This is a genomic window from Streptomyces sp. NPDC025721 (genome assembly GCF_055558595.1).
The window spans coordinates 138128-157539 of the sequence record NZ_JBVHMF010000004.1 but is presented as its reverse complement, the minus strand read 5'-3'; the positions used below and the strand labels follow the sequence as shown (position 1 = coordinate 157539).

Here is a 19412-nt window from a genome sequence, read left to right as displayed (position 1 = left end):
ATTTGACAGACAAATACCCGCCATTGTGGGGGTATGCACCCCGTCCTTTGATCATCCTGCGCTGCGCCATTGACGCCAGGGGCTCTTCGGGCAAAGATTCCTGACGTCTCATTGGCATGTCCCCGTGCCTCCCACCACCTGTATCCCAGGTGTGCTCTGACAACGTTGTCAAACGAGTAGAGGACAAAATGACTCCACGGATGCCGCGTCTGCGCTCCGCGGCGCTGGCCGCGCTCACCGCGCTGCTCGCCGCCGGAGCGGCGACGCTGCCCGCGCAGACCGCGTCGGCCGACGGCGGTTCCGCCGCCGCCGGCGGCGATCTCACGCACCTGGTCAACCCTTTCATCGGCTCGCAGGACGACGGGAACACCTACCCCGGCGCCGCCGTGCCGTTCGGAATGGTGCAGCTCTCGCCCGACACCGGCCACAACACGGGTTACGACTACAACCAGGACCACATCCGCGGCTTCAGCTCCGTGCACCTGTCAGGCGTGGGCTGCGGGCTCGGCGGCGACCTGCCCGTACTGCCGACGACCGGTGCGATCACCGCCACCGACGACGCCGCCTACGCCGCGAAGTTCAGCCACGCCGATGAGACCGCTTCCCCCGGCTACTACAAGGTCGAGCTCGACACCGGCATCACCGCCGAACTGAGCGCCACCACCCGCACCGGCTGGCAGCGCTACACCTTCCCGGCGACCGACCAGGCCAACGTGCTGCTCAACAGCGGCCAGGCGCTGCACAAGGTGACCAGCAGCACGGTGACCGTGCTCGACGACCGTACAGTGCTGACCGCCATCACCGGCCGCGGCTTCTGCCAGGACACCCAGCCGTACACGGTCTACACCGAGACCCGCTTCGACCGGCCCTTCCAGTCGTACGGGACGTGGAGCGGCAAGACCGTGACGGCGGGCAGCCGTACCTCGACCTCCACCGGGCTCGGCGGCGCCTACGCGCGCTTCGACACCACGAAGGACCAGCAGGTCACCGCGGTCACCTCGCTGTCGTGGGTGAGCCAGGACGGCGCCGCGAAGAACCTCGCGGCCGAGGGGCGCGGCACCTTCGACACGACGGCCGCCGCCGCGCGGCAGTCCTGGCAGGACCGGCTCGGCCGGATCCGGGTGCGGGGCGGCAGCCAGGAGCAGCAGCGGACCTTCTACTCCTCGCTCTACCGCTCCTTCCTCGCGCCGAACGTCGGCAGCGACGTCGACGGCCGCTACACCGGCTGGGACGACAAGGTGCACCCGGCGGGCGGCATCACGTACTACCAGAACTGGTCGCTGTGGGACACCTACCGCACCCAGCAGCAACTGCTGTCGCTGCTCGCGCCGAGCGAGTCCCGCGACATGGCGCTGTCGCTGCTGCGCGTCGCGGACGAGGGCGGACAGCTCCCGCGCTGGGGGTACGCCACCGCCGAGACGAACATCATGACCGGCGACCCGGTGACCCCGTTCCTGGTGGACGCCTACCGGCAGGGCCTGCTCAAGGGCCATGAGGAGGAGGCGTACCGCGCGCTGAAGAAGCACGCGGACACCGTGCCGCCCGCCTCTTCGCCGTCCGCGGGCCGGCAGGCCGACGTCGAGTACCTGGCGAACGGCTATGTGCCGTACGACCCGGCGCGGCCCGGCAAGCCCGGTGACAACGACTTCCAGCACGGCCCGTCCGCGACGCTCGAATACGCGCTCGCCGACGCCGCCCTGGGCGGGATGGCGCGGTCGCTCGGCCACACCGCGGACGCCCGGCGCTATCTGACGCGAGGTCAGAACTACCGGAACATCCTCGACCCGAGCACCGGCTTCTTCCGGGCCAGGAACACCGACGGCGCCTTCGTCGGCCCGGCGGACCCCGCCTCCAGCGTCGGCTTCCACGAGGGCACGTCCTGGCAGTACATGTGGCTCGTCCCGCAGGACGTGCCGGGGATAGTGGATCTGATCGGCGGCAACGCGACCGCCAACGCCCGGCTCGACTCCTTCTTCGCCTACGACCAGTTGGTGAAGGACCCGGCGGGCACCGCGCGCGATGTCTGGGTCAACGGCCCGTACTCGTACTACAACCAGGACAAGTACAACCCGCAGAACGAGCCCGACCTCAGCTCCCCGTACACGTACCTGTCCACCGGGCAGCCGTGGAAGACCACCGACGTGGTGCACGCCGGGCTGACCCTCTTCACGGACGCGCCGAACGGCGTCACCGGCAACGACGACCTCGGCACCATGTCGTCGTGGCAGGTGCTCTCGGCGATCGGCATCTACCCGATGACGCCGGGCACCGACCTGTGGGGCCTGTCCACGCCGGTCTTCGACCGGGTCGACCTGGCCCTCGACCGGCACTACTACCCGAGCGGCAAGATGACGATCACCGCTCCGGGCAGCACCGACACCAACCGGTACATCCAGTCCGCGCGGCTCGGCGGCAAGAATCTGCGGACCACGTACATCAGCACCCGGGACATCAAGGCGGGCAAGGACCTCTCGCTCACCGTCGGCGCCAAGCCGTCGAGCTGGGGCACCGGCAAGAACGACGGGCCGCCCGCGCCCGCCCACGTGGCGGCGCCCGTACGGCACACCGCCGCGTCGCTCTCCCCGGCCGCGCCCGGCGTGCTCGCGGGCGGTCCCGGGACGGACGTGGACGTCTCCGCCGTCCTCACCGCGCCCGGCAAGGTCTCGGGCACCGTCACGGTCAGCGCGCCGCAAGGGCTCACCGCGAGCCCGCGCACGAGCGGCTTCCGCGTGGACTCGGGGACGCTGCCCACCACCAAGGTGGTGCCGGTACGGATCTCCGCCCCGGCGGGCACCCCCGACGGCACCTACCAGGTCACCGTCAAGGTCACGCAGTCCGGCGGCCCCTCGGTGACCAGGACCGTCCCGGTCTCGGTCGCCACCTCGACCTGCCAGGGCGGCAGCGGGTACTGCCCGCAGGACCTGTCCGCGCAGTACGACGTGGACGGCGTCGGCACGGCGGGCGCGACCGGCGCCGACTTCGACGGCACCGGGACCAGCTTCCCCGCGGAACAGCTCCCGGCGCCGGGCCCCGGCGTGCTCGGCGGGCGGGCCTACACCTTCCCCGACACCACCGGCGCCGCGGCCAACTTCGCCACCGCGCACGGCCAGAGCGTCGCTCTCGTGCGGCGCTCCTACTCCGCGCTCGACGTGCTGCTCACCGCGCACCACGGCGACGTCACCGGCGCCGCCACCGTGCACTACTCGGACGGCACGTCCGCGCCCGTCACCCTGACCGCGACCGACTGGGCGGCCGGCGCCCCCCGGCTCGGCGAGGACGCCGCGATCCACGCCGACTCCCGCTACGACAAGCAGGGCGCGCCCGACGGTGTCGGGGTCGACATCTGGCACATCGCGGTCCCGCTGGACAGCGCGAAGACCGCCGTCTCCCTCACCCTGCCCGACGACGCCCGGCTGGCGCTGTACGCGATCAGCGGACGTGACGCGTGACGAGCGACGCCCCCGAACCCGTATCCGAACCTGCACCCGTACCCACAGCGGCACCCGCACCTGTAACAGAACGTCCCGGAGCACGACCCGGAGCCGCAAGCAGAGAGGCAACACCCATGAGACGTGGCCCACTTCGCCGCACCCTCACCAGAACATTGCTGGCAGGTGCGGTATCGATGACCCTGACCGTGCCCGCGTCCGCCGTGGCGCACGCGGACGCGGACGCGGCCAAGTCGGGCGGCGCCCCCGCCTTCACCACCTCCTTCGAGTCCGGCGACACGCAGCCCACGTGGAGCAGCACCGCCGAGACCGACGCCAAGGGAAACCCCCTGGTCTCCGGCGTGACCGCGGGCACCCTCCCGGTGCTGGCCGGCAGCGTCAAGGACAAGATCGCCGAGGTCACGGCCAGTTCGGACAATCCGCCGAACGAGGTCGCGAAGAACGCGGCCGACGAGGACGCCAACACCAAGTGGCTCACCTTCGCGAACACCGGCTGGCTCCAGTACAAGCTGTCCGAGGACGTGACGGTCAAGAAGTACGCGCTGACGTCCGCGAACGACTCGCCCGAGCGCGACCCGAAGGACTTCACCCTCCAGGGCTCCGACGACGGCAGCACCTGGACGACGGTGGACACCCGTAGCGGCGTGAAGTTCAGCGGCCGGTACAAGTCCAACATCTACGACGTCGCCGACCCCGCACCGCACCGCTACTACCGGCTGAACGTCTCGGCCAACAACAGCGGCGACATCGTGCAGCTCGCGGACCTCATCCTGTCCGACGGCTCCCCGGCGCCGACGCCCGTCGCGGGCATGACCACCGAGATCGGCAAGGGCCCCGCCTCCGGGCCCAATGTGAAGCCGAGCGTCGGCTTCAGCGGCCTGAAGGCGCTCCAGTACTCGGGCACCCACACGAAGTCCGGTGCCGTGCACGCCTATAACAAGCTCTACGACGTGCGCATCCCGGTCAGCCGCAACACCCAGCTCTCGTACGACATATTCCCCGAGCTGACCGGCGGCGACCTGAAGTACCCGAGCACGTACGCCTCCATAGACCTGCACTTCACCGACGGCACGTACCTGAGCAAGCTGCGGACCCCGGCGCTCGACGAGTACGGCACCCCGCTCAGCCCGCAGGGCCAGGGCGCGGGCAAGATCCTCTACGCCTCGCAGTGGAACGCCGTGGTCTCCGCGATCGGCAAGGTCGCCGCGGGCAAGACGATCGACCGGGTCCTGCTCGGCTACGACGACCCGGCCGGCAGCTCCGAGGCGGGCGCGTCCACCCAGTTCAAGGGGTGGATCGACGACCTGACGATCGGCGCCGCCCCGGCGCCCACCGCCAAGAGCTACGCCGAGCACGTCGACACCCGGCGCGGCACCAACGCCTCCGGCTCCTTCTCGCGCGGCAACAACCTGCCGCTGACCGCGGTCCCGAACGGCTTCAACTTCTTCACGCCGGTCACCGACGCGGGTTCGACGAGCTGGGAGTACAGCTACGCGGCCCAGAACAACGCCGACAACCTGCCGACGCTCCAGGCGCTCGGCATCAGCCACGAGCCCAGCCCGTGGATGGGCGACCGCGACACCTTCCAGGTGATGCCGTCCGCGGTGTCCGGCACCCCGGACCTGAACCGGAGCAAGCGGGCGCTGGCCTTCGACCACAAGGACGAGGTCGCGCAGCCGCACTACTACGGCGTCACGTTCAAGAACGGCGTGAAGGCCGAGATAGCACCGACCGACCACTCCGCCGTCTACCGCTTCACCTTCCCCGGTGACAACGGCGACCTGCTCTTCGACAACGTGAACAACAACGGCGGCCTGACCTTCGACGCCGCCAAGGGCACCCTGGACGGCTTCTCGGACGTCAACATCGGCGGCGGCGAGGCCGCGACGCGGATGTTCGTGCACGCCGAGTTCGACCGGACCCCCGGCACGGCCACCAAGGTCACCGGACAGGGCCGCGACAACGTCACCGGCTACGCGCAGTTCGACACGTCCAAGAGCAAGACCGTGACGATGCGCCTGGCCACCTCGTTCATCAGCGCCGACCAGGCGAAGAAGAACCTGGACCTGGAGATCCCGCAGGGCACGTCCTTCGACAGCGTCAAGAAGAGCGCCGAGCGGCTGTGGAACGCCAAGCTGGGCAAGGTCGAGGTCCAGGGCGCCAGCGACGACCAGCTCACCACGCTCTACTCGAACCTGTACCGGATGAACCTGTACCCCAACTCCGGTTCCGAGAACACCGGTACGGCCAAGAAGCCGGTGTACAAGTACGCCAGCCCGTTCTCCAAGGCCACCGGCAGCAACACGCCCACCGAGACCGGCGCGAAGATCGTGGACGGCAAGGTCTACGTCAACAACGGCTTCTGGGACACCTATCGCACCGAGTGGCCCGCCTACTCGCTGCTGGAGTCGAAGACCGCGGGTGAACTCGCCGACGGCTTCGTGCAGCAGTACAAGGACGGCGGCTGGATCTCGCGCTGGTCCTCGCCGGGCTACGCCGACCTGATGACCGGCACCAGCTCCGACGTCGCCTTCGCGGACGCCTTCGCCAAGGGCGTGGAGAACTTCGACGCCAAGGCCGCCTACGAGGCCGCGGTCAAGAACGCCACCGTGTTCCCGACCGCGGGCGGTGTCGGCCGCAAGGGCCTGGACACCTCGGTGTTCACCGGGTACACCGACACCTCGGTCGACGGCAGCGTCTCGTGGTCGCTGGACGGCTACATCAACGACTACGGCATCGCCACCATGGCCGCCAAGCTCGCCAAGGACCCGCACACCTCCAAGGCCGACCGGCAGCGCTACCAGGAGGAGTCCGCGTACTTCCTGGGCCGCGCGCAGAACTACACCAACCTGTTCAACACCGGTGTCGGCTTCTTCGAGGGCCGCAAGGCCGACGGCTCGTGGCGCGTCCCGGACGCCCAGTACGACCCGCAGCAGTGGGGCAACGAGTACACCGAGACCAACGCCTGGAACTACGCCTTCACGGTGCCGCAGGACCCGAACGGCCTCGCCGCGCTCTACGGCGGCCAGAAGGGCCTGGAGAAGAAGCTCGACGCGTTCTTCAACACCCAGGAGACCGCCGACGGTGACGCGGGCGGCTACGGCGGCACCATCCACGAGATGCTGGAGGCCCGCGACGTCCGGATGGGGGAACTCGGCCTGAGCAACCAGCCGTCGTTCGCCATCCCCTACATGTACGACTACGCGGGCGACCCGGCCAAGACCCAGGCCGTCGTGCGCGAGGCCACCCGGCGGCTGTTCACGGGCAGCTCGATCGGCCAGGGCTTCCCCGGTGACGAGGACAACGGCGCCACCGCCACCTGGCAGATCTTCAGCGCGCTGGGCTTCTACCCGCTCCAGGTCGGCAGCGACAACTACGTGATCGGCTCCCCGCTGTTCACCAAGGCGACGGTCCACCTGGACAACGGCAAGAGCATCGTCGTCAACGCGCCGAACAACAGCAGCAGCAACATCTACGTGCAGTCGCTGAAGGTCAACGGCAAGGCGTGGAACAAGGTGTACCTGACGCAGAGCCAGCTCTCGTCCGGTGCGCGCCTGGACTTCACCATGGGCTCCAAGCCGTCCAAGTGGGGCACGGGCAAGAACGCGCTGCCCGCGTCGCTGACCCCGGCGGGCAAGGCGCCGCAGCCGCTGGCGGACCTGACAGGGCCCGACCTCGGCACCGCGACGTCCGCTGACGGCACTGATGTCGCCGCGCTCTTCGACAACACCTCGAAGACCGGGGTGACCTTCCCCGCCGCCGACCCGACGGTGCAGTACGCCTTCACCGGGGGCTCGGCGAAGAAGCAGGCCGGTTTCTACACCCTGACCTCCGGCAGCACCGCGGCACAGGACCCGAAGAGCTGGCAGCTTCAGGGCACCACCGACGGCAAGCACTGGAGCACGCTGGACTCCAGGAGTGGCGAGAGCTTCGACAGCCGCCTCCAGACCCGGCCGTTCCAGATAGCCCACCCCGGCGCGTACTCCACGTACCGCCTGGTGGTGACCGCCAACAACGGTGCCGCGTCCACGACGCTGACCGAGGTGGAACTGCTGGCACAGCAGGGGCAGGGAGGCCACGGGCACTGACCCGCAGGTCCGTACGACCCGTGTGAGACCGGGGGCCGCGACACCATGTCGCGGCCCCCGGCCGCGTTCCCGGCCCCGGTTCTTCGGCGCCCGCATCAGGGATGTCCCGGTGGGGCTGCCCCCACCCCCGTTCGGGCGCGGGCCGCAGTGACCCGGAACCCCGCGGCGCGGGAGGGTCGTTGAAGGCGCCGCGGTCGCGGCGACCTGACCGGAGAGCGGGAGACGGGGAGTCGGACCGATGACGGATTTCACGCGGTGCACACGACGGACGATGTTGCGCGGGGGCGCGGCGGCGGCGATCGGCGGGGCGGTCGCCCTGAGCGGCGCGGGCGTCGCCGAGGCCCGCTCGGACGGGCGGCGGACCGGGACCGGCGCCGCGCGCCGCGGCACCGTGCCCTACCCCTTCCTCAAGGGCGCGTTCGCACCTGCCACCGAGGAGGTCACCGCCTTCGACCTGCCGGTGACCGGCCGCGTCCCGGCCGCACTCGACGGCCGCTATCTGCGCAACGGCCCCAATGTGCTGGGCCTGGAGGACCCGCGGACCCACCACTGGATGCTCGGCCAGGGCATGGTGCACGGCGTACGCCTCAGGGACGGCCGCGCCGAGTGGTACCGCAACCGGTGGGTGAGGTCGGCGGGCGTCGCCGCGCAACTGGGGGAGCCCTACCACGGCCCCGTGCCCGACGACGACTTCGCCAACAACACCCACGTGATCCCGTACAAGGGCAAGGTCCTCGCGGTCCAGGAGAGCGGCCCGACGCCGTACGAACTCGACGAGGAGCTGAACACCGTCCGCCCGTACGACTTCGGCGGCACGCTCAGTGGGGCGTTCACCGCGCACACCAAGTACGACGAGCGGGCGGACGAACTGCACGCGATCACGTACTACCCGACCTGGGACCATGTGCGGCATCTGGTGATCGACCACACGGGGAGGGTCGTACGGACCACGAGGATTCTGGTCGCGGACAGCCCGATGATGCACGACTTCGCGCTCACCGAGCGGTATGTGATCATCTTCGACACCCCGGTGACCTTCGACGCGGCGGCGGCCGAGGCGGGCGCGATCGTGCCGTACGTCTGGAACGACAAGCACCCGGCGCGGGTCGGGGTGATGCCGCGCCGGGGCGGCCGGGTCCGCTGGTTCGAGGCCGACCCCGGCTCGTACTACTCGCACACGCTCAACGCCTACGACGACGGGCACTCGGTGGTCGTCGACTTCATCACCTTCCCCGCGCCGTTCTTCGCGGCGGGCCGAGGCACTCTCGGCGACGGCCCCTCGGCGCTGGGCACCCCCCGGCTCGACCGGCTGACGATCGACCTGGAGCGCGGCCGGGCCCGCCCGCGGCGGATCGACGACCGCCCGCAGGAGTTCCCCCGCATCCGCGAGAGCCTGGTCTCGCGCCGCCACCGCTACGGCTACGCCGCCACGGCCGCCGCGATGTGGACGGCGTACGAGACGCTGGACGGCGTGCCGCCCGACACCCACTTCGGCAACGCGCTCATCAAGCACGACCTGCTGCGCGGCACCACCCAGACGCACCGCTTCCCGAAGGACGCGGCCGTCAGCGAGCCGGTCTTCGTTCCCGCGCACGAGCACGCCAAGGCCGAGGACGACGGTTACGTCCTGTCCTACGTCCACAACCCCGACCGGGGCGCGGCCGACCTCGTCATCCTGTCCGCCCAGGACTTCACGGCCGCCCCGCTGGCCAGGATCCATCTCCCGGCCACCATTCCGCTCGGCCTGCACGGGAGTTGGGTGCCGACGGTCTGACGGGGGAGAGCGGCGACGGTCTGACGGGGGAGGGCGGCGACGGTCTGACGGGAGAGGGCGGCGCGCGGTCCGCACCGCCGCTCTCGGCTATGCCCCCACGCTGGCGTCCGCCGTCGTGCTCGGCGCGGTCGTCGGCGTCGGCAGCGGCCTCACCTCGACGCTCACCGGCGCCCTCGTCCAGACGGTCACCGAACCCCGCTACCTCGGCCGCGTCACCGCCGTCACCACCCTGTGCGCACTCGGGCTCGCCCCCGTCCTCTTCCCGGCGGTCGGCCTCACCGTCGCCGCCTGGGGCCCCGGGGTTCTCTTCGCGGCCTTCGCCGCCGTCTGTCTTCTGGCCGCGGTCGTCGCCCTCGCGTCCACGACGCTGCGCCGCGTCGGCCTCGGGACCCCGCACGGGGTGTGATCCAACTCGCTTGTGGCGTATGCCCCCGGCCCCCGATACTGGCCGTACACGGAGCGGCACGTACAGCAGCACGCGGAGCTGTGCGCGCACGCGCAGAAGAGCACGCATACCGCACGGGCGGGTACGCGCGTGTCCCGCGCCGAGCGGGAACTGCCGCGTCGGCACCCGCGTCTTGTCCTCCAGCGGCCGGACGCGCGGGCGAGCCCGCGGTGGGTGGGGAAGCGCGACGGGCGGTGATCCCGTCCGCGCAGGAGCAGGGGGGAATTCGCCATGACCTGGGACCAGCGGGACGGAGCGGACGCCAGCGGTACGCCGGGCGGCGGCGGGAGACCGGACGGCGCCGACGCGCCGGGCGTTGACGGCACACCAGGCGCGGGCAGTACGCCGAGCGCCGGCGACGCACCGAGCGGCAGCGGCACACCGGGCAGCGGCGGCACACCGGAGGGCTTCGGGCCCCCGCCGCCGCCCGCGCCACCGGCCTGGCTGCCGCGGCAGCCCGCCGCGCCGCCCGGCATCCCGTCCGGATATCCGTCCGGCTACGCGCCCGGGTTCCCGGCCGGCCCGCCCGCACCACCGGCGCCGCCGCCCGCCCCGGCGAACGCGCTGCGGGCCGTCGCCGTCGGCCTGCTCAATCTCAGCGGCCTCGGCATCGGTTACGCGCTGACCCGCCGCTGGTTGGCCACGGCGGCCTGCCTGGTCGCGACCGGCGTCCTGCTCTTCGTCGCGCTGCCCGCGACGGCGGACGGCGTGTCCGGCGGCGTCGTCGTCGCCTACGCCGTCTTCCTCGTCCTCGCGGCCGCGCACGGCGCCTATCGCGGCCTGCGCACCCCGCTGTCCTGGCCGCCGCGGACGCCCGTCGCGATCGTGCTCGGCCTCGTGCTGCTCGCCGCGCCCGTCGGCGGCGTCGTCTACTACGACGGCGCGCGCGACGAGGCCACCCAGAAGATGCTGCTCGACCGGCTCGACACCGCCGACCAGCTCGTCCAGGCGGCCAAGAGCAAGCCGTTCGACGAGGCGCGCACCGACTACACCACGGCGCTGGCCGCGTACCGCGACCTCAGCGACCACCACGGCGGCTCCCGCGCCGCCAAGCGCGTACCCGACCGGCTGACCACGTACTACACGGCGGTCGGCACGCCCTACGAGCAGAAGAGGTACTGCGACGCCATCGAGCCGCTGAAGTACCTGCGGACCGTGCCCGAGCACTTCGACAAGAAGGCCCTCGGCACGCTGACCGGATGGCCGGACGACCGCCTCGCGACCTCGCTGTACGCGTGCGGTACGGCCGACTTGGCCGACGCGAGCGGCGCGGAGGCGAAGGACGGGTATCTGAGCGACCTGCTCTCCACGTACCCCAAGTCGCCGCAGGCGGCGAAGGTCGAGCCCGCCTTCAAGTCGACCATCGACGCGGCGGCCAGGGACCTGAACGGCGGCGACCCGTGCGCGGCCACCGACAAGGTGCGCGCCCTCGGCGTGCGCGCGGGCAACCTCAAGGGCGGGGACGCGGGCGTGGCCGCGGCCTTCGACAAGGACGCCCGCCGGGCCGACACCTATGTGCAGTCGGGCAGTTACACCTGCGCCGTCCACGAGTACAAAGGCGGCGACTTCAGCAGCGCGCTGGACAAGATCCGCGACTTCGTGAAGAAGTACCCGCGCGACAAGAACACCGCGTACGCCAAGAAGCTCGCCATCGCCGCCGAGGTCGCCGTGACGGTGCCCGCCGCGGGCAAGCGCATGCCGACCAAGGACTCCGGCGGCAGCATCTCCGTGACGGTCAGCAACGACAGCCCCGACCAGGTCGAGGTGCTGTTCACCGGACCGGTGACCGGCAGCTTCACGCTCAAGGGCTGCGGCGCCTGCAAGACGTACTCCAGCCAGGCGTCGGCGCAGACCTCGGCGTGCAACAACAGCGGCAGGAACTACCCGAAGAAGACGCTGAATCTGCCGGTCGGCACCACGTACTTCCTGCACAAGTCGACCAGTTCCGGCGACTCCGCGACGCCCGGCAGCGACACGGTCAAGCTCCGCAGCGGCTACATCTACACGGAGTGCGCCTATGTGGTGCGCGATTCGGCGCTGAGTTTCTGAGGCGCCCGGTTTCCGAGGCGCGAGCTTCCGAGGCGCGGGCTTCCGAGGCGCGAGCTTCCGAGACCTGAGCTTCCGAGGCGCGGGTTTCCGAACCAGTAGGCCGTGGGCGGTTGACGGCCCGCGACCCGCGCGGACACGGCGGGGCCCGGACGACCGGGCCCCGCCGTCGTCACTCCGCGATGCCGCGCGTCAGCAGCACGACGGTCACGAAGGTGCGGTAGAGCCGCACCGGATCCTCGTCGGTCATCCGTACCGTCACCGCGTCCGCCGGATCCCGCTCGACGCCCGTGATCCAGGTCGCCATCTCCGCCAGGTCCGGATTGCGCATCCGCACCGTCAGCGTCGCGGGCAGCGCGATGTCCGGCAGGGCCGCCGACGGCAGCCCCTCGACCGCCCTGCGGGCGGCGTCCCGGATCACCTCGCGCGCCTCCTCCGGGTGCAGGCTGTCGGCCGCGAACCGCGACACCGACGACTTGACGACCGCGCCCACCGCGCCGGGACAGAACGGCTCCAGCTCGGCGGCCGTCGTCGCGTCCCCGGTGACCAGCAGCACCGGCACCCCGTGCCCGAGCGCGACCAGCGCGTTGATCCCGCTCTCGCCCGCGACGACCCCGTTGAGCCGCACCTCGCTGATCGCCGCCGGGTTGTACGTGTGCGACAGCGCGGCCCGCTCGCCCGACATCGAGCCGTGGTACGAGACGAAGAAGACCCCGTCGTACGAGGAGTCCAGGCCCTGCATCATGTACAGCGGCTTGTGGCGGCCGGACAGATAGCGGGCCCGCCCGGCCAGCTCGTCCGGGCGCAGATTGGCCATCGTGGAGTGCGAGTCGTTGACCAGGAACGCGTTCGCGCCGCCCGCTTCCGCGCCCTCGATCGAGGCGTTGACCTCCGCCTGGAGCAGCGTGCGGTAGTACGCGTACTCGGGCTGCCCAGGACGGCACTGCGACCAGTCGACGACGCCCGCCGTGCCCTCCATGTCGGAGGAGACGAAGATCTTCACAGCACGGTCCGGGGGCGGAATTCGGGCTCGGTCGACGCGTCGGTCATCAACGCGTAGACGCTGCCCTCCTGTCCGGCCGCGCCGCCGTGCCTGCCGTCGGGGGTCAGGGCCAGCGCGCGCAGCTCGGAGCGGAACTCGTCGGGCAGGGTGGCCGCGTCGGCGAGCGCGTCCCGGCACGCGTCGGACGGATCGAGCCCCGCCGCCAGCAGGTCGACGATCGTACGGGCCGTGCCGCCGCGCATGCTCAGCTCGCCGCGGCCGGTGCAGGCGGCGCCACCGGAGCGCAGATCGCACCAGTTGCCCGCGCCGGGCAGCGCGGAGTCGCCGACCCTGCCGGGGTACTTGTACGGATAGCCGGAGGTCGAGACCCCGACGCACATCTCGCCCGACGCGTCCAGCGCGATGATGTTGATCGTGCCCCAGGGGCCGTCGTGCGGGGCCAGCCGGCGGATCAGCGCGAGCGCGCTCTCCCGGTAGCGGGCGTCGCCGTCGGTCGCCGCGGTGTTCTCGCCCTCCACCGACTCCTGGGAGTCGGCGACCTGCTTGCGCCACTGCTCGCGCGAGGCGTCCGTCAGCAGGTCCGCGGTGTCGAAGCCGCACTCCCGCGCGAACAGCGCGGCGCCCTCGCCGACCAGCAGGCTGTGCTGCGGCAGTCTCTCCAGCACCGCGCGGGCCACCGAGATCGGGTTCGGGTACCCCTTGAGCGCGCCCACCGCGCCGAACTGCCGCCCGGAGCCCAGCATCAGGGAGGCGTCCAGCTCCACCACGCCCTGCGCGTTGGGCAGTCCCGCGGTGCCCACGTAATGGTCCGCCGGATTGTCCTCGCAGCGGCGCATCGCGGCCTCGACCGCGTCCAGCGCCGAGCCGCCGCGCCGCAGCACGTCCATCCCGGTCGGCAGTCCTACCTCGCTGCGCTCACTGCCGATGATCACCGCTTCGGGCATGTTCCTCCTGTCCGGTGCCTGACCGGCCGGAGCCCCCGTCGTATGGGGGTTCCCGCCGCTTCGCCCGTCCGACCTGCGTATACGCGCCCGCGTCTACGCAGCGCCGGATGTCTGCGCAGTCTGGCACCAGCCGCCCGCGCCGCGGTACCCGGCCTCGCCGGGACCGGGGAAGGGACCTTGGGCGGGCCCGGTCCCGCGCTCCGACCGCGCTCCGACCGGGACCCCGCCGGTCGCTCCGACCAGGACCGCGCCGGGACCCCTCCGGGGCCGCCGTCCGCCGCGAAAAACCATGCGGGGGCCGCCGCGCACCGGGGGGAGACTGGGCCGCGTGGACACGATGACGCGCTTCGGCCTGGCGGTGGTGGAGTGGGCCGCGGGCGGTACGGGAGCCGCGGCGGCCGAGGCGGCGGCGCGCGAGCTGGCCGCGGCCACGCACGTGAGGACCGCGGTGCTGGTCGAGGGGACCAGCGACCAGGCGGCGGTCGAGGCGCTCGCGGTCCGGCGCGGCCGGGACCTGGCCGCCGAGGGAACGGTCGTCGTGCCGCTCGGCGGCGCCATGAGCATCGGACGCTTCCTGAGCCTGGTCGGCCCCGAAGGGCTCGACCTGGCGCTGGCGGGCCTGTGCGACGAGGCGGAGGAGGGTTACTTCCTGCGCGCCCTGGACCGCGCGGGCGTCGGCTCGCCCCGCGACCGTCCGCAGATGGAGGCGCTCGGCTTCCACGTCTGCGTCGCGGACCTGGAGGAGGAACTGATCCGGTCCCTGGGCACCGACGCGGTACGGGAGGTCGCGGCCGAACTGGGCGAGGCGCGCTCCTTCCGGATCTTCCAGAAGCAGCCCGCGCAGCGTGAGCGCCCGGTCGACCGCCAGCTCCGGCGCTTCATCGGCACCCACAGCGGACGCAAGTCGCAGTACGCGCACGCGCTGGTCGACGCGCTGGAGCCGCACCAGGTCCCGCGCCCGCTGGACAGGCTGCTCGCGCACATCTGACCGCGCACCGCTCCTGCGGACAGAGCCACGCATACGGTGACGGATTCGTCGCGTCCGCACGCCCTCCGTGCCCGCGCCCCTGGACAACCAATGTTGTCATGATGTCGATCTCCTCCCTAGGATGCGGAGCATGCCGATCCCCGTGACGGCCACCGAACCAGGCGGCCGGGAGCAGTCCGCGGCCGTCCCCGCCCCTCCCGCCGAGGCCGCGGGACCCGGTCGAGCCGCTGAGCCCACCGCTTCCGTCGAGCGGGCCATGACCGGCCTGACCGACGCCGCCGTACGCGACCTCGTCGGTGAACTGGCCGCGCGATTCGACGAGTTGGCGCCGGGCGACACGTCGTGGGGGCAGCACCCCGAGCCCGCCGCCGCGCCGCTGAACCGGCTGCGCGTGCTGGCCCATCTCATGCGTGCCGTCGACCGGTGCGCGGCGCAGGAGGCCGCAGCCGCGGTCCGGCTCGGCGCGAACTACCCGCGGCTCGGCCAGGCGTGGGGCATCACCCGGCAGGGCGCCCGGCGGCGCTGGCCAGGACTCGTCTTCACCTCGAATCCCCCCTCGAGGCCCCTCATGATCAGGAGCGACCCGATGAACGCCCTCACCCCGCGCCGCACATACAGCGTCCTGCTGGTCGAGGACGACCCCGCGGACGCCCTGCTCATCGAGGACGCGCTGTCCGAGGGCGGCATGACCCGGCAGCTCTCGCACGTCGGCGACGGCATCGAGGCGCTGGAGTACCTGCGCGACCCGGAGCACGAGCGCCCCGACCTGATCGTGCTCGACCTCAACATGCCGCGCATGAACGGCCGCGAATTCCTCGCCGTCCTGCGGGACGACGACGAATTGGGCTCCATTCCGCTGGTCGTGCTGACCACCTCGGCGGCGCCGGACGACATCGCCGACGCCTACCAGAAGCACGCCAACGCGTATGTGACGAAGCCGGTCAATCTGGACGATTTCCTTGAGGCCGTGCAGCGCATCGACGCCTTCTTCCTGGAGACCTCCGCCACGCTGCCCGCGCCCGGCGAATAACCGCTCGGACCCGTCCCGCACCCCCGCATAGGGTGCGGGAATGGCCGACACTTTCTCCCCACCCACCCCGGGGGACATCCGAAGCCCTGTCCGCTTCCTGCTGTGGCTGGTCAGAAACCAGCCCGGCCGGGTCGCGGCCGGGGCGACCCTCGGCACCGTGTGGATGCTCGGCCTGGCCGTACCGCCCTATCTGCTCTCCCGCGCCGTCGACGACGGTCTCCGACCGCGCGACCACACCGCGCTGTTCGGCTGGGCCGCGGCGATGTTCGGCGTCGGGGTGCTCAACGCGTTCATCGGCATCGCCCGGCACCGCACCATGACCAAGGTGCGGATGGACGCCTCCTTCCGCGTCGTACGCGCCACCGTCCGGCGGGCCACCGAACTGGGCGCCACGCTGCCGCACCGGATGAGCGCGGGCGAGGTGGTGGCGATCGGGATGGCCGATGTCATGGTGATCGCCCAGTCGTTGACCGTCACCGGGCCCGGAATCGGCGCGGCCGTCTCGTATCTGGCGGTCGCCGCCGTGCTGCTGTCCATCTCGCCGCTGCTCGCCCTCGTGGTGCTGGCCGGTGTGCCGATGGTCGCCGTCACCGTCGGCCCGCTGCAACGCCGCCTCCAGCGGGTCGGCACCGGCTACCGCGACGAGCAGGGCGAACTGACCGCGCTGCTGGTCGACGTGGCGACCGGGCTGCCCGTGCTCAACGGCCTCGGCGGCAAGGACGTCTACGCGGCCCGCTACCGCCGCCGCTCGCAGGCGCTGCGCGACCAGGGCTACCGGGTCGGCTCCGTCACCAGCTGGGTCGGCGCGCTCGCCGTCGGGCTGCCCGCCCTCTTCCTCGCCCTGGTCACCTGGCTCGCCGCGCGCATGGCGGCCGACGGCTCGCTCGCCATCGGCGAACTGGTCGCGGTGTACGGCTACGCGGCCATGCTCGTCGTCCCGGTCTTCTTCTTCATCGAGGGCGGCAACGACGTGGCCCGCGCGCTGGTCGCCGCCCGCCGCGTGACCGGCTTCCTCGCCCTGACGCCGGAACAGTCCGACGGCGCGCACCCGGTGGCCGCCCCGCCGTCGCCCGCCGCGCTGCGCGACCCGCTCTCCGGCGTCGTCGTCCGCCCCGGCGTCCTCACCGCACTCGCCTCCGCCCGCCCCGCCGACACCGCCGCCGTCGTGGAACGCCTCGGCCGCTTCGCCGCCTCCGACGCCGAGTGGGGCGCCCTGCGGCTCGACACCGTCGCGCTGCGCGAGACACGCGAGCGCGTCCTGGTCGCCGACAACGATGCCGCGCTCTTCAGCGGCACCGTCCGCGAGGCCGTCTCGGGCCGCGCCGACCCGGACGACGCCACCGTGCGCGCCGCGATCCGCACGGCCGCGGCCACCGACATCGTGGACGCGCTGCCCGCGGGCCTCGACTCCTCCCTCAGCGCGGGCGGCCGCAACCTCTCCGGCGGCCAGCGCCAGCGGCTCCGGCTGGCCCGCGCGGTCTGCGCCGACCCCGAAGTGCTGCTGGCCGTCGAACCCACCTCCGCGGTGGACACCCACACCGAGGCCGCGATGGCCACCGGGCTGCGCGCCGCGCGCACCGGCCGGACGACGGTGGTCACCACCACCTCGCCGCTGGTGCTCGACCGGGCCGACGAGGTCGTCTACCTCGTCGAAGGGCGCGCGGTCGCGGTCGGCCCGCACCACGAACTCCTGCACACCGAGCCCGGCTACCGCGCGCTGGTCTCGCGCGGCGCACAGGAAGAGGCGATCCGATGACCGCGCCGAGCGACCCGCCCGCGGCGGACACCGAGCCGTCCCGGCGGGACGGCGTCCCCGTCCCGCGCCCGGCCGCCGGTACCAAAGTCCTGACCGCGCCGGGGGAGCCGCCCGCCGGGCAGGCGCCCGCCGCCCTGTCCGCCGCGCTCCCCGTCGCCGACCGGGAGCGGGTGCGGCGCGCCGCCGTCGGCGAGCTCGCCGCCGACAAGCGCGCGTTCTCCGCGGTCCTCGGCCTCAACGCGCTGGCCGCCGCGGCCGGCCTCGTCAGCCCGTGGCTGCTGGGCCGGATCGTGGACACGGTCAGGGGCTCGACCGGCCACGCCGCGGTGTCCACCGTGGACCGGCTGGCGGTGGCCATCGTGGTCGCCACGGTCGTCCAGACGGTGCTGTCGCGCTACGCGCTCAACCTCGCGGCCCAGTTCGGCGAGCGCGCCGCCGCGCGGATCCGCGAGCGCTTCGTGGACCGTACGCTCGCGCTGCCCGCCGCCGTCGTGGAACACGCGCCGACCGGCGACCTCGCGGCGCGCGGCACCACAGACATCGACGTCGTGGCGACGACGCTGCGCAGCGACGTGCCGACCGTGCTGATCGCCACCATGCAGGCGCTGTTCATCATCGTCGCCGTGCTCGTGCTCGACCCGCTGCTCGGCCTGTGCGGGCTGTCCTGCCTGCTGGTGATCGCGGTCGCCACCCGCTGGTACCTGCGCCGCGCGCGGACCGCGTACCTCGCCGAGGGCGCGGCCAACTCCGTACTCGCCGAAGTCCTCGCCGCGACCGCGGGCGGCGCCCGTACCGTCGAGGCCCTCGGCCTCCAGGAGCGGCGGATCGCCACGGCGGAGGCGGCCATCGCCGGCGCCGGACGCGCCCGCCTCGGCACCCTGTGGCTGCGCTCCGTGTACTTCCCGAGCGTCGACATCTCGTACGCGCTGCCCGTCCTCGGCGTGCTGCTCGTCGGCGGCGCGCTGTACGACCACGGCGGTGTCTCGCTCGGCACGGTCGTCGCCTCCGCGGTCTACCTGCGGCAGCTCGTCGGGCCGCTGGACACGATCTTGATGCGGGTCGAGCTGTTGCAGAGCAGCGGCGCCTCGTACGCGCGGGTCGAGGGCCTGGACATGCTGCCGCGTACGCGCACCGACGCCGACGCGGTACCGGCCGACGACCGGATCGAGGTCAGCGGCGTCCGCTACTCCTACGACCTCGTCGGCGACATCCTGCACGGCGTGGACCTCGACGTGCGGCCGGGGGAGCGGCTGGCCGTCGTCGGTCCCTCGGGCGCGGGGAAGTCGACGCTCGGCAGGCTGCTGGCCGGGATCGACCGGCCGCGGGCGGGCTCGGTCACCGTGGGCGGTGTGCCGGTCGCCGACCTGCCGCCGGACCGCCTGCGCCGCCAGATCGTGCTGGTCACCCAGGACCACCACGTCTTCCGCGACACGCTGCGCGACAATCTGCTGATCGCCCGGCCCGCCGCCACCGACCAGGAGCTGCGCGCCGCGCTGGACGCGGTCGACACCGGCTGGGCCGACGACCTGCCCGACGGCCTCGACACCCGCCTGGGCGGCGACGGCCGCCACCTGGACGGCGCCAGGGCGCAGCAGCTCTCGCTGGCCCGGGTGATCCTCGCCGACCCGCACACGGTGATCCTGGACGAGGCCACCGCCCTGCTGGACCCGGCCACCGCCCGCAGCACGGAACGCGCGCTGGCGACCGTGCTGGAGGGCCGCACCGTCATCGCCATCGCCCACCGGCTCCAGACCGCCCACGACGCGGACCGCGTCGCCGTCATGGAGGCCGGGGTCGTCACCGAGCTGGGCACCCACGACGAGCTGGTCACGGCCGGCGGCGGCTACGCGGCGCTGTGGCACTCCTGGCACGGCGAGTAGCCCGCCGTC

Annotated in this window: 10 protein-coding genes and 1 pseudogene; 9 read left to right on the top strand and 2 right to left on the bottom strand. The window is 72.3% G+C overall.

The features are described from left to right. Positions 1–200: 200 nt before the first annotated feature. The 5 genes and pseudogenes from ACZ4EF_RS08785 to ACZ4EF_RS08765 all read left to right on the top strand — a co-directional run. Positions 201–2534 (top strand): annotated as a pseudogene (locus ACZ4EF_RS08785) (GH92 family glycosyl hydrolase); the annotation flags it as partial. A gap of 1091 nt (positions 2535–3625) precedes the next feature. After that, positions 3626–7537, top strand: coding sequence for a GH92 family glycosyl hydrolase (locus tag ACZ4EF_RS08780; protein WP_467346088.1), 3912 nt, complete (start codon positions 3626–3628; stop codon positions 7535–7537). Positions 7538–7775: 238 nt separating this feature from the next. Continuing rightward, positions 7776–9311, top strand: a complete 1536-nt coding sequence (locus tag ACZ4EF_RS08775; RefSeq protein WP_467503515.1) for a carotenoid oxygenase family protein — start codon at positions 7776–7778, stop codon at positions 9309–9311. 115 nt (positions 9312–9426) lie between these two features. Continuing rightward, the gene (locus tag ACZ4EF_RS08770; protein ID WP_467503513.1) at positions 9427–9717 is read left to right on the top strand and encodes a hypothetical protein; all 291 of its coding nucleotides are present in this window, start codon (positions 9427–9429) and stop codon (positions 9715–9717) included. Positions 9718–9987: 270 nt separating this feature from the next. Then, positions 9988–11805, top strand: a complete 1818-nt coding sequence (locus ACZ4EF_RS08765) for a hypothetical protein (protein ID WP_467503511.1) — start codon at positions 9988–9990, stop codon at positions 11803–11805. A gap of 169 nt (positions 11806–11974) precedes the next feature. Here the strand turns inward: ACZ4EF_RS08765 and ACZ4EF_RS08760 are convergent, their stop codons facing one another. Together ACZ4EF_RS08760 and ACZ4EF_RS08755 are read right to left on the bottom strand one after the other, a co-directional pair. Beyond that, a complete protein-coding gene (locus ACZ4EF_RS08760; RefSeq protein WP_467503509.1) occupies positions 11975–12805 on the bottom strand; it encodes a M55 family metallopeptidase in 831 nt (276 codons plus the stop codon). Further along, a complete protein-coding gene (locus ACZ4EF_RS08755; RefSeq protein ID WP_391045845.1) occupies positions 12802–13749 on the bottom strand; it encodes a glycosylasparaginase in 948 nt (315 codons plus the stop codon). Before ACZ4EF_RS08755 ends, ACZ4EF_RS08760 begins: the two co-directional genes overlap by 4 nt. Before the next feature lie 328 nt (positions 13750–14077). On the opposite strand from ACZ4EF_RS08755, the gene ACZ4EF_RS08750 reads away from it, so the two are divergent. From ACZ4EF_RS08750 to ACZ4EF_RS08735, 4 genes are all read left to right on the top strand, one after another. Continuing rightward, positions 14078–14737 (top strand): TOPRIM nucleotidyl transferase/hydrolase domain-containing protein, encoded by a 660-nt coding sequence (locus ACZ4EF_RS08750; RefSeq protein WP_391045843.1) that lies wholly within the window; start codon positions 14078–14080, stop codon positions 14735–14737. A gap of 130 nt (positions 14738–14867) precedes the next feature. Next, on the top strand, positions 14868–15767 hold the full coding sequence (locus ACZ4EF_RS08745) for a response regulator (RefSeq protein ID WP_355341680.1): 900 nt from the start codon (positions 14868–14870) through the stop codon (positions 15765–15767). A 40-nt stretch (positions 15768–15807) separates the two neighbouring features. After that, positions 15808–17523, top strand: coding sequence for an ABC transporter transmembrane domain-containing protein (locus ACZ4EF_RS08740; RefSeq protein WP_391163166.1), 1716 nt, complete (start codon positions 15808–15810; stop codon positions 17521–17523). Further along, entirely contained in the window at positions 17520–19403 is a 1884-nt protein-coding gene (locus tag ACZ4EF_RS08735) for an ABC transporter ATP-binding protein (RefSeq protein ID WP_467503506.1), read from the top strand. Before ACZ4EF_RS08740 ends, ACZ4EF_RS08735 begins: the two co-directional genes overlap by 4 nt. Positions 19404–19412 lie beyond the last annotated feature (9 nt).

Bases quoted from the DNA above. Each gene is read 5' to 3' on its own strand.
- ACZ4EF_RS08780 (WP_467346088.1), top strand. From the start codon at position 3,626: ATGACCCTGACCGTGCCCGCGTCCGCCGTGGCGCACGCGGACGCGGAC.
- ACZ4EF_RS08755 (WP_391045845.1), bottom strand. From the start codon at position 13,749: ATGCCCGAAGCGGTGATCATCGGCAGTGAGCGCAGCGAGGTAGGACTG.
- ACZ4EF_RS08735 (WP_467503506.1), top strand. From the start codon at position 17,520: ATGACCGCGCCGAGCGACCCGCCCGCGGCGGACACCGAGCCGTCCCGG.
- ACZ4EF_RS08740 (WP_391163166.1), top strand. From the start codon at position 15,808: ATGGCCGACACTTTCTCCCCACCCACCCCGGGGGACATCCGAAGCCCT.
- ACZ4EF_RS08745 (WP_355341680.1), top strand. From the start codon at position 14,868: ATGCCGATCCCCGTGACGGCCACCGAACCAGGCGGCCGGGAGCAGTCC.
- ACZ4EF_RS08765 (WP_467503511.1), top strand. From the start codon at position 9,988: ATGACCTGGGACCAGCGGGACGGAGCGGACGCCAGCGGTACGCCGGGC.
- ACZ4EF_RS08775 (WP_467503515.1), top strand. From the start codon at position 7,776: ATGACGGATTTCACGCGGTGCACACGACGGACGATGTTGCGCGGGGGC.